Origin of the sequence: Virgisporangium aurantiacum (genome assembly GCF_016863635.1) — a bacterium.
GTDB classification, from domain to species: domain Bacteria; phylum Actinomycetota; class Actinomycetes; order Mycobacteriales; family Micromonosporaceae; genus Virgisporangium; species Virgisporangium aurantiacum.
The window spans coordinates 76,802-91,456 of sequence record NZ_BOPG01000047.1 but is presented as its reverse complement, the minus strand read 5'-3'; the positions used below and the strand labels follow the sequence as shown (position 1 = coordinate 91,456).

13 protein-coding genes are annotated in these 14,655 nt (G+C 70.5%); 4 read left to right on the top strand and 9 right to left on the bottom strand.

Annotated elements, in window-relative coordinates; all coding sequences use genetic code 11:
• Position 1 precedes the first annotated feature (1 nt).
• The 4 genes from Vau01_RS35065 to Vau01_RS35050 are packed head-to-tail and all read right to left on the bottom strand — an operon-like array spanning position 2 to position 2,494.
• On the bottom strand, positions 2-658 hold the full coding sequence (locus Vau01_RS35065; RefSeq protein WP_204001988.1) for a Rossmann-fold NAD(P)-binding domain-containing protein: 657 nt from the start codon (positions 656-658) through the stop codon (positions 2-4).
• Complete coding sequence (locus Vau01_RS35060) at positions 655-1,356, bottom strand: hypothetical protein (protein WP_204001985.1); 702 nt, start codon at positions 1,354-1,356, stop codon at positions 655-657. Before Vau01_RS35060 ends, Vau01_RS35065 begins: the two co-directional genes overlap by 4 nt.
• Positions 1,353-2,159 carry an ATP-binding cassette domain-containing protein gene (locus Vau01_RS35055; protein WP_204001983.1) on the bottom strand — a complete coding sequence of 269 codons (807 nt, stop codon included), beginning with the start codon at positions 2,157-2,159 and terminating at the stop codon, positions 1,353-1,355. The genes Vau01_RS35060 and Vau01_RS35055 overlap by 4 nt, the downstream gene beginning before the upstream one ends.
• Positions 2,156-2,494: a PadR family transcriptional regulator gene (locus tag Vau01_RS35050; protein WP_204001980.1), complete on the bottom strand. Its 339-nt coding sequence runs from the start codon at positions 2,492-2,494 to the stop codon at positions 2,156-2,158. Before Vau01_RS35050 ends, Vau01_RS35055 begins: the two co-directional genes overlap by 4 nt.
• Positions 2,495-2,773: 279 nt before the next feature.
• Here Vau01_RS35050 and Vau01_RS35045 point away from each other — a divergent pair, with 279 nt between their 5' ends.
• A complete protein-coding gene (locus Vau01_RS35045; RefSeq protein WP_204001977.1) occupies positions 2,774-7,033 on the top strand; it encodes a galactose-binding domain-containing protein in 4,260 nt (1,419 codons plus the stop codon).
• Positions 7,034-7,081: 48 nt separating this feature from the next.
• Here Vau01_RS35045 and Vau01_RS35040 read toward each other — a convergent pair whose 3' ends face one another.
• Entirely contained in the window at positions 7,082-7,759 is a 678-nt protein-coding gene (locus Vau01_RS35040) for a carbonic anhydrase (RefSeq protein WP_204001962.1), read from the bottom strand.
• 192 nt (positions 7,760-7,951) lie between these two features.
• Between Vau01_RS35040 and Vau01_RS35035 the strand changes: the two genes are divergently transcribed.
• Positions 7,952-10,279: a M20/M25/M40 family metallo-hydrolase gene (locus Vau01_RS35035; RefSeq protein ID WP_239152106.1), complete on the top strand. Its 2,328-nt coding sequence runs from the start codon at positions 7,952-7,954 to the stop codon at positions 10,277-10,279.
• Between the two features lie 12 nt (positions 10,280-10,291).
• Here Vau01_RS35035 and Vau01_RS35030 read toward each other — a convergent pair whose 3' ends face one another.
• Positions 10,292-10,933 carry a GNAT family N-acetyltransferase gene (locus Vau01_RS35030; protein WP_204001959.1) on the bottom strand — a complete coding sequence of 214 codons (642 nt, stop codon included), beginning with the start codon at positions 10,931-10,933 and terminating at the stop codon, positions 10,292-10,294.
• Positions 10,934-11,054: 121 nt separating this feature from the next.
• Here Vau01_RS35030 and Vau01_RS35025 point away from each other — a divergent pair, with 121 nt between their 5' ends.
• Positions 11,055-12,680, top strand: coding sequence for a M20/M25/M40 family metallo-hydrolase (locus Vau01_RS35025; protein ID WP_204001956.1), 1,626 nt, complete (start codon positions 11,055-11,057; stop codon positions 12,678-12,680).
• On the opposite strand, the gene Vau01_RS35020 is transcribed toward Vau01_RS35025, so the two are convergent.
• Positions 12,660-13,091: a VOC family protein gene (locus tag Vau01_RS35020; protein WP_204001943.1), complete on the bottom strand. Its 432-nt coding sequence runs from the start codon at positions 13,089-13,091 to the stop codon at positions 12,660-12,662. The genes Vau01_RS35025 and Vau01_RS35020 overlap by 21 nt on opposite strands.
• 37 nt (positions 13,092-13,128) lie before the next feature.
• Here Vau01_RS35020 and Vau01_RS35015 point away from each other — a divergent pair, with 37 nt between their 5' ends.
• Complete coding sequence (locus Vau01_RS35015; protein ID WP_239152105.1) at positions 13,129-13,650, top strand: RNA 2'-phosphotransferase; 522 nt, start codon at positions 13,129-13,131, stop codon at positions 13,648-13,650.
• On the opposite strand, the gene Vau01_RS35010 is transcribed toward Vau01_RS35015, so the two are convergent.
• Both Vau01_RS35010 and Vau01_RS35005 read right to left on the bottom strand, forming a co-directional pair.
• The gene (locus tag Vau01_RS35010; protein WP_204001923.1) at positions 13,643-14,299 is read right to left on the bottom strand and encodes an SRPBCC family protein; all 657 of its coding nucleotides are present in this window, start codon (positions 14,297-14,299) and stop codon (positions 13,643-13,645) included. The two genes, Vau01_RS35015 and Vau01_RS35010, sit on opposite strands and share 8 nt — an antisense overlap.
• Positions 14,296-14,649, bottom strand: coding sequence for an ArsR/SmtB family transcription factor (locus Vau01_RS35005; protein WP_204001920.1), 354 nt, complete (start codon positions 14,647-14,649; stop codon positions 14,296-14,298). The genes Vau01_RS35010 and Vau01_RS35005 overlap by 4 nt, the downstream gene beginning before the upstream one ends.
• Positions 14,650-14,655 lie beyond the last annotated feature (6 nt).

Sequence of the window (14,655 nt, the reverse complement as noted above, 5' to 3'; positions counted from 1 at the left end):
GTCAGCGCGCGCCCACGGCGTTGATGTCCGGAGACTCCAGCACCCGTTCCGGCGCGCCGTCGGTGGCGACGTTGACCATCGCGCGGCCCAGCAGCTCCGTGGTGGTCACGCTCTTCGGCATCAGCCGGCGCAGTACCGGGTACAGGGGACGGGCGACCGGGAGGAGCGCCCGGTACACCCGCGACCGCGGCTTCTCGCCGTTCATCGGATGGATGTACCCGGGGCGGAACATGTATGCCTTGGGCAGCAGGGCGAGCAGGTCGTTCTCCGTCTTTCCCTTGACCCGGGCCCACATCGTGCGGCCCTTCTCGGTGGAGTCGGTGCCCTGGCCCGACACGTAGACGAAGGTGACCTCCGCGGGGAACGACCGGGCGGCCGCCATCGTGAGGTCGTAGGTGATGCGGCGGTACGCGTCTTCGGACATGCCCGCCGACGACACACCGAGGCAGAAGAAGCACGCGTCGGCGTCGGCGAGGTCGGCGCGGATGGGCGCGAGGTCGAACATGTCGGCGTGGGCGATCTCGCGGAGCTTCGGATCGGTTCGGCCGGTGACGGCGCGCCCGACCGTGAGAACCTCGGTGACCGACGGGCTGAGCAGACACTCGCGCAGCACGCCCTGACCGATCATCCCGGTGGCACCGAACACGACGACCTTCACGTCCGCACCCCCTCCAGTTCGGCAGCGTAGCGCAGATGGCGACGCCGCCGTTGCCGCGCCACGACGACGAGACCGACGAGCAGCACGAGCCCGACGGTGTACACCGTGCCGTGCACCACCCCGCGGGTCAGGTGGTCGGTACCGGTGTGGTCGACGGCGAACGTGCCGATCTCGCGGCTGGACCAGAACGGGGTCACCTTCGCCACGGTGTCGGCCGGGTCGAGCAGCATCTGCATCGACACGGCCGTGAGGAGAACGAGCGTGCCTTCCAGTTCGCGCGGCAGCAGGATCCCGATGAGCATTCCGAACGGCGCCGCGATCGCGACGCAGAAGGCCATCGCGAGCGTCACGGCGTCGAAGCGTACGCCGGGCGCGTCGAACCGGATCAGCACCAGGAACGGCACCGCCAGCGCCGCGCCGGCCACCCACAATCCGAGCAACCGGCCCACGTACACCTGGTAGACGCGGTAGCCCGCCAGCACGAGCCGCGGGTCCACCGAACGCGCCGCCGCCGTCGCGAAAAGCGCCGCGGTGCTCACCGCCCAGCCGATCCCGAGAAACACCGACCGCACCGACTGGCCCACGTACTCGTGCCGCACCACGTAGAACACCAGCGGCAGCAGGAGAAGGAACGCGAGCGCGCGCCTGCGACGCGCCAGTTCCCGCAACGTCATCTCCGCGACGGTAAGGATCTTCATGCCGCTGCCTTTGTGAGGTCGAGCACGAGGTCGACGCCGTCGAGTTGGTTCAGCAGGTGGGTGACGACCACGATCGCCTTCCCCTCGTCGCGCAGGCGGTACAGCTGGTCCCAGAAATTCACGTATGTACTTCTGTCGAATCCTTGGTACGGCTCGTCGAGCAGCAGCACGTCGGGCTCGGTGAGCGTCGACATCACCAGGTTCAGCTTCTGGCGCGTTCCGCCGGAGAGGTGCCGGGCCGTGGGGGCGTCGGCCGCCGTCCACCCCAGGGCCGCGGCCGAGTCACGGCCACGCGTTTTCGCGGTGACGCGCGTGAGCCCGGCGCCGGCGCCGACCAGCACGAAATGCTCGTCGGGACGCAGGAAGTCGGCGACGCCACCCTCCTGCGGGCAGTACCCCAGCCGGCCGTCGACGCCCACCTCCCCCGAGTCGGGGCTGACCAGCCCGGCGCAGATGCCGAGGAACGTGCTCTTGCCGCAACCGTTGGCGCCGACGACGGCCGCGATCTGCCCGGCCCGCACCGTGAGGTCGACGTTGTCGAGCACCACGCGCCGCCGGTACCGCTTGCTGATGCCCCGCGCCCGCAGGCGGACCGGCCCCGGCGCCCGCCTGGCCCGGTTGCCGATGATCTCGATGACCGCAGCGGCGTAACTCTCCGCCCGGCCGAAGACCGTGACCGGATTCTCGCCGCTGTCGGTCAGATGCGCCGCGGCCTCCGCGACCACGTGGGCCGCGGTGTCGGGACCGGTGCCGCGCCGCCGCAGTTCCGCGTCGAGTTCGGCCAACCACGCCTGCGCATTCATCGGCTCTCCACCTCTGTCAGGAGTCCGTTGACCTGATCACTGAACCGCCGCCAGTCGGATCCGGTGCTGCGCAACGCATCGGCACCGGCGGTGGTGAGACGGTAGTACTTGCGCGCCGGGCCGGACTCCCCCGCGTGCCACCGCGCCGTGACGAGACCGGTCTTCTGCAACCGCATCAGCACCGGGTACAGGGTGCCACCCTGAATCGGCCCGATACCCGCCCCGTGCAACGACTGGGCCAGCTCGTAGCCGTAGGACTCGCGGTTGGCGAGCAGGGCGAGCAGGCACAGATCGAGCACACCGCGCAACCACTGCCCACGCCGATCGGAATCCACGGTGGGAGAGAGTAGCCGCGCCACCTAGCTAGCACAACTACCTAGTCAGCGCCGAGGTCGCGGTGCGCAAGAGAGCGATTGGATTACGCAATTCTCTTACATTGATGGTTGACGTCGTCGGCGTGGTCTGAAACATTTGGGCCTCGCGGCGAAAAAACCTGATCTCCCCCGCCCAAGAGCCGCGTACCCGCCCATTCCCCGTTGCCCGTCCGGCGTCGCCGGTCGGGTTGTCGCCGCATCCCGGTCGGTCCACCGACCCGCCCCCAACGCGAGGACGCGATGAGAAGAAGAAGTCTGGCCGGTGCGCTGGCCGCGATCACCCTGGCGGCCACGGCGCTGGTCGCCACCGCCGCCGGAACCGCATCCGCCGCGGGCGGCCCGAACCTGGCCGCCGGCCGCACGGCCGCCGCGAGCACCGTCAACGGACCGTACGTCGCCGCCAACCTGACCGACGGAAACCAGGGTAGCTACTGGGAAAGTTCGGGCGCGCTGCCGCAGTGGGCGCAGGTCGACCTCGGCGGCGAGCAGACCATCGACCAGATCGTGCTCAAGTTGCCGGGCGCCTGGGAGGCCCGCACGCAGACGCTGTCGGTGCAGGGCAGCACGAACGGGTCGAGCTTCGCGACGATCGTCGCGAGTGCCGGACGCTCGTTCGCGCCGGGCGGCAACAACACCGTCACCATCAACTTCACCGCGACGGCGGCGCGCTACGTGCGGGTGCAGATCAGTGCGAACACCGGATGGGCGGCCGCGCAACTCGCCGAGCTCGAGGTGTACGGGGCCACCTCGTCGAGCGCGAACCTCGCGCAGGGCAAGGCGTTCACGGCCAGCGGGTCGGTGTCGCCGTACGGCCCGGGCAACGCGGGCGACGGGAACCAGGGCAGCTACTGGGAGAGCACGAACAACGCGTTCCCGCAATGGATCCAGGTCGACCTCGGCAGCGGCGTCAGCGTGAACCGGGTGGTGCTCAAGCTTCCGTCGACGTGGGAGGCCCGCACCCAGACGCTGTCGGTGCAGGGCAGCACCGACGGGTCGAGCTTCGCCACGCTCGTCGCGAGCGCCGGCCGCGCGTTCGATCCGGGCAGCGGCAACACGGTGACGCTCGCGTTCGGCGCCGCGACCGCGCGGTACGTGCGGGTGCACGTCACCGCGAACACGCAGTGGCCGGCGGCCCAGCTGAGTGAGCTGGAGGTGTACGGCCCGACCCAGGGCGACACGCAGGCACCCACCGCGCCCGGCAGCCTCGCCTACACGCAGCCGGCCACCGACCAGATCCGGCTCTCGTGGACGGCGAGCAGCGACAACGTCGGCGTCACCGCGTACGACATCTACGCCAACAACGTGCTGCGCACGAGCGTCGCCGGCACGGTGCTGGCGTTCGTCGACACGCAGCCCGCGAACGTCACGGTCACCTACTACGTGAAGGCGCGCGACGCCGCGGGCAACCAGTCGCCGAACAGCAACTCCGTCACCCGGAACGGCACCGGTGGCGACACGCAGGCGCCCACCGCGCCCGGCAACCTCGCCTACACCGAGCCGGCCGCGGGCCAGATCCGGCTCACGTGGACGGCGAGCACCGACAACGTCGGCGTCACCGCCTACGACGTCTACGCCAACGGCACCCTGCGCGGCACCACGGCCGGCACGAGCTACACCGACACCCAGCCCGCCACCGTGACGGTGAGCTACCACGTGAAGGCCCGCGACGCGGCCGGCAACCAGTCGGCCGACAGCAACACGGTGACGCGCGTGGGCACCGGCGGCGGCGCGAACCTGGCCGTCGGCAAGCCGATCACGGCGTCCTCGACGGTCTTCACGTTCGTGGCGGCCAACGCCAACGACGACAACCTCACGACCTATTGGGAGGCGGCGGGCGGCGCGTACCCGAACCTGCTGACAGTCCAGCTGGGAGCGAACGCCGCCGTCACGAGCGTCGTCGTGAAGCTGAACCCCGATCCGGTGTGGGGCACCCGCACGCAGAACATCGAGGTGCTCGGCCGCGACCAGGGCTCGTCGACGTTCACCAGCCTGCGCGCCGCCGCCGACTACACGTTCAACCCGGCGTCGGGCAACAGCGTCACGATCCCGGTGACGGCGAGCGTGGCCGACGTCCGGCTGCGCGTCAACAGCAACAGCGGTTCGTCGGGCGGTCAGGTGGCCGAGCTCCAGGTGATCGGCACGCCGGCGCCGAACCCGGACCTCACCGTCACCGCGCTGTCGGCGTCGCCGGCCTCGCCGGTCGAGACCGACACCATCTCGGTGACCGCGACCGTCCGCAATGGAGGGACGGCATCCTCCGGCGCGACGAACGTCAACGTCTACCTGGGCACGACGCTGGCCGGCACCGCGGCGGTCGGTGCGCTCGCGGCGGGCGCGACCGCCACCGTGACGGCGAACATCGGTACGCGCAACGCCGGCTCCTACCCGCTGGTCGCGAAGGTCGACGAGGCGAACACGGTCATCGAGACCAACGAGACCAACAACTCCTTCACCGCCGGCAGCCCGCTCGTGGTGCGTCCGGTCGACAGCTCCGACCTGGTGCCGGTCGCGTCGTGGGCGCCGGGCACGCCGGCGGCCGGCAACACGGTGACGTTCACCGTGGCGATCCGCAACCAGGGCACGATCGCCTCGGCGGGCGGCGCGCACGGCATCACGCTGACGCTGCTCGACGGCAACGGCGGCACGGTGCGCACGTTCACCGGCACCTTCACCGGCGCCATCGCCGCGGGTGCGACGAGCGCGGGGGTGAACCTGGGCACCTGGCCGGCGGCGAACGGTCGGTACACGGTGCGCACGGCGATCGCCGTCGACGGCAACGAGCTACCGGTCAAGCAGGCCAACAATACGGCGTCCCAGTCGCTGTTCGTCGGTCGCGGCGCGAACCTGCCGTACGAGATGTACGAGGCGGAGGACGCCGTGCGCGGCGGCGGCGCGGGACTCGTCGGTCCTAACAGGACGGTCGGCGACCTCGGCGGCGAGGCGTCGGGACGCCGGGCCGTGACGCTCAACAGCACCGGCGCCTACGTCGAGTTCACGCTGCGGGCGTCGACCAACACGCTCGTGACCCGCTTCTCCATCCCCGACGGCACGAACACCTCGCTGAGCATCTACGTCGACGGTGTCTTCCACAAGACGATCGACCTCACGTCGAAGTATGCGTGGCTCTACGGGAACGAGGCGACGCCGAACAACTCCCCCGGCTCGGGCAACCCGCGGCACATCTACGACGAGGCCAACGTGATGCTCAACGGCACCGTCCAGGCGGGCAGCCGGATCCGGTTGCAGAAGGACGCGGCCAACACCAGCCAGTACGCGATCGACTTCATCAACACCGAGCAGGTGGCGCCGATCGCGAACCCCGACCCGGCCCGGTACGCGGTGCCCGCCGGCTTCGCCCAGCAGGACGTCCAGAACGCGCTCGACCGGGTGCGCATGGACACCACCGGCAACCTCATCGGCGTCTACCTGCCGGCCGGCAACTACACGGCGCAGCAGAAGTTCCTCGTCTACCAGAAGGGAATCCGGGTCACCGGCGCCGGGCCGTGGTACACGCGGATCTCCGCACCGGCGACCCAGGAGAACACCGACATCGGGTTCGACCTGCAGGCCGGCGCCAGCGGCACGACCGTGAGCAACCTCGCCGTCTTCGGCAACTACACCTGGCGCCAGGACGGGCCGGGCAAGGTGTTCGACGCGAAGAACCTCACCGACCTCACCGTCGAGAACGTGTGGATCGAACACTTCCTGTGCCTGTTCTGGGGCACGAACGTCGACAACAGCACGATCCGCAACACGCGGTCGCGGGACACGTTCGCCGACATCGTGAACCTGACCAACGGCAGCACCGGCAACCTCGTCACCAACAACGAGTCCCGGTCCTCCGGCGACGACAGCTTCGCGCTGTTCTCGGCGACCGATCTCAACTCGGGCGAGATCTTCGGCAACACGTTCGAGAACCTCACGTCGACGTTGACGTGGCGGGCGGCCGGCATCGCGGTGTACGGCGGCTACAACAACGTGTTCCGCAACATCTACGTCGCGGACACGCTGGTGTACTCCGGCATCACGATCAGTTCGCTCGACTTCGGGTACCCGATGCACGGGTTCGGCGCGAGCCCGCCGACCCGGTTCGAGAACATCTCGATCGTCCGCGCCGGCGGCCACTTCTGGGGCGCGCAGACGTTCCCGGCCATCTGGGTGTTCTCGGCGTCGAAGGTGTTCCAGGGCATCCGGGTGTCCGATGTGGACATCGTCGACCCGACGTACCACGGCATCATGTTCCAGACCGACTACAACCCCGGGCCGTTGTTCCCCGTCGCCGACACGGTGTTCACGAACATCTCGATCACCGGGGCGCAACGCAGCGGTGACGCCTACGACGCCAAGTCGGGCTTCGGGATCTGGGCCAACGAACTGCCCGAGCCCGGCGAGGGACCGGTACGCGGCTCGGTGACGTTCAACAACCTCCGGATGTCGAACAACTTCCGGGACGTCCAGAACCTGACCCCGTCGACGTTCACCATCACGATCAATCCGTAGGTTCCAGCGAGGCCGGCCCCGCCCTCTCCGCCGAGGAGGGCGGGGCCTTCACGTCAGCTCCACTACTCCCGTGTCGACGTCGTAGTACGCCCCCACCACGGCGGCGGTGCCGCCGAGCATGGTCTGCAACCGGTCGACGGTGCGGGCCGTGTGCCGGCGGCTCACCGGATCGACGGCGGCGATCCGCTCGGGATCGGTGTCGCGGATCGCGTCGGTGATGTCGTCGACCACGTAGCCGACGCTGCCCTTCGGTCGCCGCCCGGTCTGCCAGGCGTCGACCGCCGCGGCCACCGCCGCGCACCGCCGGTGCCCGAGGACCAGAACCAACGGGACGCCCACCGAGCCGACCGCGATCTCGATCGACCCCAGCGCGGCGCGGTCGAGCACGTGACCGCCCGTGCGCACCACGAACAGCGACCCGAAGTCCTGGTCGAACACGGCCTCCACGGGCACCCGGGTGTCCATGCAGCCGACCACCACGGCGAACGGCGCCGGCCTGGTCGCCACGGCCACCGCCCGGACCACCTGGTGGCCGTACTGCGGCCGGCCGGAGGCGAACCGCCGGTTGCCGGCGACGAGGGCGGCGAGCCCCGCGTCGGAACCGTCGGGTACCGGGCCGCGGCCGACGGACGGCGTCGCGCCGACCGGCAACAGGGGTGACAGTGGTGCGGGCGGGAACACTGCCACGGGTGGTGGCGCGGTCGGGTCCGGAACCAGCGGAAACATGATCCCAGAATGAACATGAGAAGACGCGAGCGCACCGTCTCGACGCGGAGCGAGTCCGAAATCACTGACCCCCGGCGACAGAACCAGCCGCTGCCGGTTCCGCACCGGAACGCCTCCGCGCGCCGGTTGGGCTTTACACCCGTATCATCACGTGCCGAAACGGCCACCCGTCCGAACACCAGGGAGTCGCCCGTGCCGGACCGCTCGTATGTCTCGCCGGCGCGCCGGCCGCTGGTGGCGGCGGTGCTCCTCGGTCTGCTGCTCCTGCTCACGGTCGGCGCCGTCGCCGACATCCAGCCGCCCTCGCCCGCCGGTGAGAACGCGCCGGCCGGTGAGTTCTCGGCGGGTCGCGCGTTCCGGCACGTCGAGCAGGTGGGCAAGGACCGGCACGTGGCCGGCAGCCCGGCCGGTGACCAGGTGCGCGAGTACATCCTGGCGACGCTCCGCGGCTACGGGCTGGAGACGGAGGTGCAGGAGGCCACCGGGCTCATCGCGGCCCGCGACGGCGAGGAGGGGGTGGCGGCGCGGGTGCGCAACGTCGTCGCGCGGATTCCCGGCACGGCGTCCACCGGTCGCGTCATCTTCGTGGCGCACTACGACGCCGCGCAGGTCAGCTACGGCGCGAACGACGACGGTGCGGGCGTCTCGACCCTGCTGGAAACGGCCCGGGCCCTCAAGACCGGCCCGGCCCCGCGCAACGACCTGGTCTTCCTCTTCACCGACGCCGAAGAGGCCGGAATGATCGGCGCCGAGGCGTTCGTGAACCTGCACCCGCTCGCCGGCGACCGGGCCGTCGTCCTCAACGTCGAGGCGCGCGGCAGCAGCGGCCCCGCGGTGATGTTCGAGACGTCGGAGGGCAACGCCAACCTCATCGACGTGTTCGCGGGCGTGCCGCACCCGGTCGGCTCCAGCATCGCGGTGGAGATCTACCGGTTGCTCTCCAACGACACCGACTTCACCCCGTTCCTCGCCCACGACCGGTTCACCGGGCTGAACTCCGCCTACATCGACGGCTCGTTCACCTACCACACCCCGCTCGACCGGCCCGGCTCGATGAACAAGGGCAGCCTGCAGCACCACGGCGACAACACGCTGGCCCTGGCGAAGGCGTTCGGCCGGGCCGACCTCGGCCCGCTGATGCGCCCGGCCGGCCACGACGCCACGTACTTCCCGCTGCCCGGTTTCCTCATGCGCTACCCGGGCTGGCTGGTGTGGCCGATCGCCGTGCTGGCGCTGCTCGGCGTCGGCGCGCTGGCGTTCCTGGCCCGGCGGCGCGGCCTGACGTCGTGGCCGCGCGCCGCCGCCGGCCTCGGCCTCGCGCTGGTGCCGCTGGTGGTCGCCGCGGTCGTCGCGCAGGTGCTGTGGATGATCCTGTCCACGCTCCGCCCGGGCTACGACCTCATGATCGACCCCAGCCGGCCGGGCTGGTTCCGGATGGCCGTGATCGCGCTGACCCTGGCCGTGCTGCTCGGCTGGTACGCGCTCGTGCGACGGCGGATCGGCCCGGTGCCGCTGGCCATCGGCGGCCTCGGCCTGCTGGCGGTGTTCGGGGTGCTGTTCGCGGCCCTGATCCCGGGCGGCTCGTACCTCGCCGCGCTGCCGGCGCTCTTCGGTGCCGCGGCGGGGATCGGCGCGCTGTACGTGCGCGGGGCGCTCGGAAAGGTGGCGGTGCTCGGCGCGGGTGCGGCCGTCGCCGTGCTGGTGCTCGTCCCCATGCTTTTTCTGTTCTTTCCGGCGCTCGGCCTCGGCGCGGCCTATGCGTCCGCGATTTTCCTGACGCTGCTGGGCCTCGCCCTTCTCCCGGTCCTGGAACTGCTGTGGCGCCCCACCGACCGGCCCCGCCACCGCGTGTCCGGCGCCGCACCCGCGACGGCCGCGCTGGCGCTGGCGCTGGTGTTCGCCACGCTCGGCCTCGCCGTCGACCGCTGGGACGAGCGGCACCCGCTGCCCACCCACCTGATGTACGCGCTCGACCACGACACCGGAACGGCGCAGTGGGTCAGCCTCGAACCGTCACCGAACACGTGGACGGCGCGGTTCGTGCGCGGCAAGGCCGACCTCAGCGGGCAGTTCCCCGTGCTGCCGACCGGCAAACTCGCGGTGGGGCCGGCCCAACGCGCCGCGATCGCGGCACCCGACCTGAAGGTCGTGGCCGACGTCACCAACGACGGCCAACGCCGGTTGCGGTTGCGGCTCGAGCCGAGAAGGCCGGTCCGCCTGCTCGGCGTCTACGGCGACATCGGTAACCGGCGCGTGGTCCGCGCCGCGATCGACGGCCGCGAGATCGCCCCGTTCCTCACCGACCGCGACCGCTTCGGCCTCCAGTTCCACGCCGTCGCCAACGACGGTTTCGAACTGGACCTGACAATCTCCGGCGCCGAACCCCTCCGCCTGAGACTGATCGACGGCAGCGACGGCCTCGACGGCCTGCCCGGCTTCCGCCAACGCCCGTCCAACGTCGGCGTGGCCGGCACCCACAGCTCCGACCTCGTGGCCGGCGCCATCACCGTCACAATCTGACCTCAGGTGTGTCTAGCGCACCGGCAGAATCACGGTCTCGCTGCCGATCGGGGTGAAGCCCAGCCCCAGGAACGTCCGCAGCGAGCGGGCATTCCCCGGCGACACCGCGGCGAACACGGGTTCGCCGTCGGGGACCAGGCTCAGGGCGTCCACCAGCAGGGAGCGGCCCCAGCCCCGACCCTGGCCGGCCTCGGCCGCCTCGATGCTCAGTTCCGGGCGACCGGCCAGGCCGCGGCTCAGGGTGACCACGCCGCGGTCGTCGCCGTAGATGTGGACGTCGTCGCGGAAGCCGAGGGCGAACTGGACGCGCGGGTGGTCGATCAGGTCGGGCCGGGGCGGCAGGCGGTCGCCGCCGGTGCCGCGGGCGAACAGCGTCACGTCGGTGACGTGGACGTCGCCGGTGGGGCCGGCCAGCCAGCGGAGGAAATCGGGCAGGACGGTGGGACCGAAGCCGTCGACCTTGCGGGCGTGGACCTCGGCTGGCGGCAGGGCGGTGGCGATCACGGCGTGGCCGGTAAACGCGAACGAGCACTCGCGGCCCATTGCCAGTTCGGGAACGACGGTGACGCCGCCGTCGACCGGGGGAAAGCGGCCGTCTATCGCTTCGTACAACAAATCGCGTAAAGGGTGCCGATCGGGCGCGTCGTCGAACATTCCGTGATCCTATGATTTGGACCCTTGCCCGACCCGCGCGACCAGTGCAAATACTTTCTCACACGCAGCGATCTCCATAGATTGTCTATCCGGTGCACAGTGTCCGGAAGGAGAACACAGCATGGCGTTTGGCTCACAGGGCCGAGTTTCACGGATAGCGGCCGCCGCCGCAGCCATGATTCTGGTCGGCACGTTCGCGACGGCGCATCCCGCGGCCGCGCACGGCAAGCCGAAGCCGGGGAACAGCACCCCGGACAAGCTCACCCGCGCCGTCACGCTGCCCGGCCTGCTCCGCCACATCGGAGCGTTCCAGTACATCGCCGACACCCACGGCGACACGCGCGCCTCCGGCACCCCCGGCTTCGACCGCAGCGCCGACTACGTCGCCTGGACGATGAAGCTCGCCGGCTACCGGGTCACCCGCCAGCCGTTCGAGTTCACGTACTGCGAGGACTCCAGTTCGGCCTTTGACAAGACGGCGCCGGCGCCACCGGTGACCTACGTCGACGGCACCGACTACCAGTTGATGAGCTGCACCGGCGCCGGCAACGTGACCGCCGCGGTGCAGGCGGTCGACATCAACCTGACCCCGCCGCGCGCGTCGACGAGTGGCTGCGAGGCCGCCGACTTCGCCGGGGTGAACGTCACCGGCAAGATCGCGCTCATGCAGCGGGGCAGCTGCGACTTCTTCGTCAAGGCGACCAACGCGGCGGCCGCCGGCGCGGTCGGCGCGATCATCTTCAACCAGGGTAACGGGACGCCCGAAGCCAACCCCGACCGCTACGAGCTGTTCGGCGGCAACCTGGGTGGCGAGGTCTCGATCCCGACCATCTCGGTGCCGTACGCGCTCGGCGAGCAGTTCGCCGGCACCGCCGGGCTCACCGTGCACCTCGCGGCCGAGGCCATCTCGGAGGACCGCACCACCGAGAACATCATCGCGGAGACGCCGGGCGGCAACCCGGACAACGTGGTGATGCTCGGTTCGCACCTCGACTCGGTGCCCGCCGGCCCCGGCATCAACGACAACGGGTCGGGCAGCGCGGCGCTGCTCGAGATCGCGTACCAGATGCGCAAGGTGAAGCCCACCAACAAGGTGCGCTTCGCGTGGTGGGGCGCCGAAGAGGGCGGCACCATCGGGTCGGACAACTACGTGGCCGGGCTCACCGAGGCGCAGGCGGCGCAGATCAAGCTGTACCTGAACTTCGACATGATCGCGTCGGCCAACTACACGCTCGGTGTCTACGACGGCGACGACTCCGCCGGCGAGGGCGCCGGCCCCGGACCGACCGGTTCGGCCGAGATCGAGGCCCTGTTCCAGAGCTTCTTCGCCGGTCGTCGCCTGCCCACCGAGGCGGCCGACTTCACCGGGCGGTCGGACTACGGCGCGTTCATCGCGGCCGGCATCCCGGCCGGCGGCCTGTTCACCGGTGCCGAGGTTCCGAAGACCGCCGACGACGTCGCCAAGTGGGGCGGCGTGGCCGGCGCGCAGAAGGACCCGTGCTACCACGAGGCGTGCGACAGCCTCACGCCGGTCCGGGACGGTGCGGACGCTGCTCTGTACCGGCAGCTCGACCGGCAGTACCCGATGATCGGCAACATCAACCTGCGGGCGTTCGACGTCAACGCCGACGCGGTGGCCACCGCGGCGATCACGTACGCGTTCGACACCTCGTCGATCCCGGACCGGGCCCCCGCCGCGGCGGCCCGCAGTGCGGCAACAGAAGCGTCATCGGTGGGTAAGTCGTAGGTAGTACCCGTCCGGGTCCACGACCCGGAAGTCCCACAGGCCCCACGGCCGCTGCCGTAGATCGTCGACCACCACGTCGGCGGCCAGGCAGCGGTCGTGCAGGGCCGCCACCTGGCCGAGGTCGTCGAGTTCCAGCACGATCTCGACACCGCCACCGCGGTCGTCGGCGAGCCGGCGCCGGCTGAACCCCGGCCCGCGCCCGGCCGCCCACGCCGGCGCCGACGGCCCCGGCCAGGGACGGTCGTCGTCGGCGGGGAGCTTCGCGACCGGGCCGAGGCCGAACAGCACGGAACCGCGACGGACGCTCACATAGCCGGGCTGCCGGCCGACCACCTCGAAACCGAGCACGCCGGTGTAGAAGTCCTCCGCGACGGCGAGGTCGTCGACAAACAGTTCGAGTCTCAAGCGCACGCCAGCAATACTGCTACTCACTATGGAACACGCACACATGGTGAAGCTGAGCAAACGGATGTCGAAGGCGTTGCGCCACGACCCCGGGCGGATCGGCCTCACCCTCGAACCCGGCGGCTGGGTGCCGGTCGCCGATCTCGTGGCCGCCCTCGGCGTCGAGCGCGCCGACGTCGACACGGTGGTGGAGAACAACGACAAGAAGCGCTTCTCGATCGTGCGCGGGCCCGACGGCGTCGAACGCATCCGGGCCAGCCAGGGGCACTCGGTGCCGGTCGAGCTCGGGCTGGTGCCGGTGGAGCCGCCGGAGCGGCTGTACCACGGCACCAACGCCGCCGCCGTTCCCTCGATCCGTGACACCGGCCTGAACCGGGGCGGGCGGCACGACGTCCACCTCTCCACCGACGAGCCGACCGCGCGCCGCGTCGGAGCGCGGCGCGGCGGCCCGGTGGTCATTCTCGAAGTGGACGCGGGTGCGATGGCCCGCGACGGCCATGAGTTCTACCGCAGCGACAACGGCGTGTGGCTCACCGCCGAGGTGCCGCCGCAGTACATCAACTAGCGTCCGGCTCCAGCGGCGGAACGTAGAACGACTTCGTGTTCGCGGCCATGCTCCTGGCTTCGGCCTCGGGGATGCCGCCGGCGATCGACGCCGCCTCCCACGCCTCGCAGCTCGCGGTGGTGAACTCCCGGGCCTCCGGCGACTTCTCGAACTCCTCCGGGTTGCCGATCGTCTCCTTGCGCAGGTGCGCACCGAGGCCGAGCAGCGTGAGATCCCAGCCGACGCCGACCGCACCGGGGCCGAACTGGTTCCAGAACGTGGGGTCGGCGGCGATCGCGACGTGGTCGAGCGTGAACTCGGTACCACCGTCTACTTCGGACAGTCGCAGCTCGACCTCGCTGAGCTCGCCCTCCTTGACCTCGCCCATCTCCCACGTGACGAGCAGGCGCCGCGGCGGCTCGCAGGCCTTGATGATGCCACCGGCGTTGCCCTGGGTCTGAAACCGGCCGCCGAGCTTGAGATCCCCGGTGACCGGCAGGAACCAGCGGGCGATCCGCTCGGGATCGGTGACGGCGTCCCACACGTCGTCGATCGGCGCGTCGTAGTGCCGGGTCAGCACGACGGTGCGGGCCTCACGGGCGTCCGGGCCGACCTGACGGGTGCCGGTCGACCGGTGCACCGCCTTCAGGTCGTTCAACAGGTCAGTCATGTATTGCGCTCCTCGTCGGATGAAGGCTTCTTCGCGCGCTTCCCTCGGGCGATCTCGGTGGCCAGGGCGTCAAGCCGCTGGTTCCAGAACGCCCGGAACCGGTCGAGCCACAGGTCGGCCTCCCGCAGCGGTGTCGCGTCCACCGCGTACAGGCGACGCGTGCCCTCGGCGCGGACAGTGGTGAATCCGTTCTCCCGCAACACCCGCAGGTGCTGCGAGACAGCGGGTTGGCTGATGCCGAAATCGCGCCGGACGACCTCCGTGATCGCACCGGCGGTCTGTTCGCCCTCGGCGAGCAGTTCCAGGATCCGGCGCCGGACCGGATCGCCGAGGATGTCGAACGCGTGCACGAGCGC

Coding starts and splice junctions, on each gene's coding strand:
- Vau01_RS35045 (WP_204001977.1), top strand. CDS start 2,774: ATGAGAAGAAGAAGTCTGGCCGGTGCGCTGGCCGCGATCACCCTGGCG.
- Vau01_RS35010 (WP_204001923.1), bottom strand. CDS start 14,299: ATGACTGACCTGTTGAACGACCTGAAGGCGGTGCACCGGTCGACCGGC.
- Vau01_RS35040 (WP_204001962.1), bottom strand. CDS start 7,759: ATGTTTCCGCTGGTTCCGGACCCGACCGCGCCACCACCCGTGGCAGTG.
- Vau01_RS35060 (WP_204001985.1), bottom strand. CDS start 1,356: ATGAAGATCCTTACCGTCGCGGAGATGACGTTGCGGGAACTGGCGCGT.
- Vau01_RS35015 (WP_239152105.1), top strand. CDS start 13,129: ATGGTGAAGCTGAGCAAACGGATGTCGAAGGCGTTGCGCCACGACCCC.
- Vau01_RS35030 (WP_204001959.1), bottom strand. CDS start 10,933: ATGTTCGACGACGCGCCCGATCGGCACCCTTTACGCGATTTGTTGTAC.
- Vau01_RS35055 (WP_204001983.1), bottom strand. CDS start 2,159: ATGAATGCGCAGGCGTGGTTGGCCGAACTCGACGCGGAACTGCGGCGG.
- Vau01_RS35025 (WP_204001956.1), top strand. CDS start 11,055: ATGGCGTTTGGCTCACAGGGCCGAGTTTCACGGATAGCGGCCGCCGCC.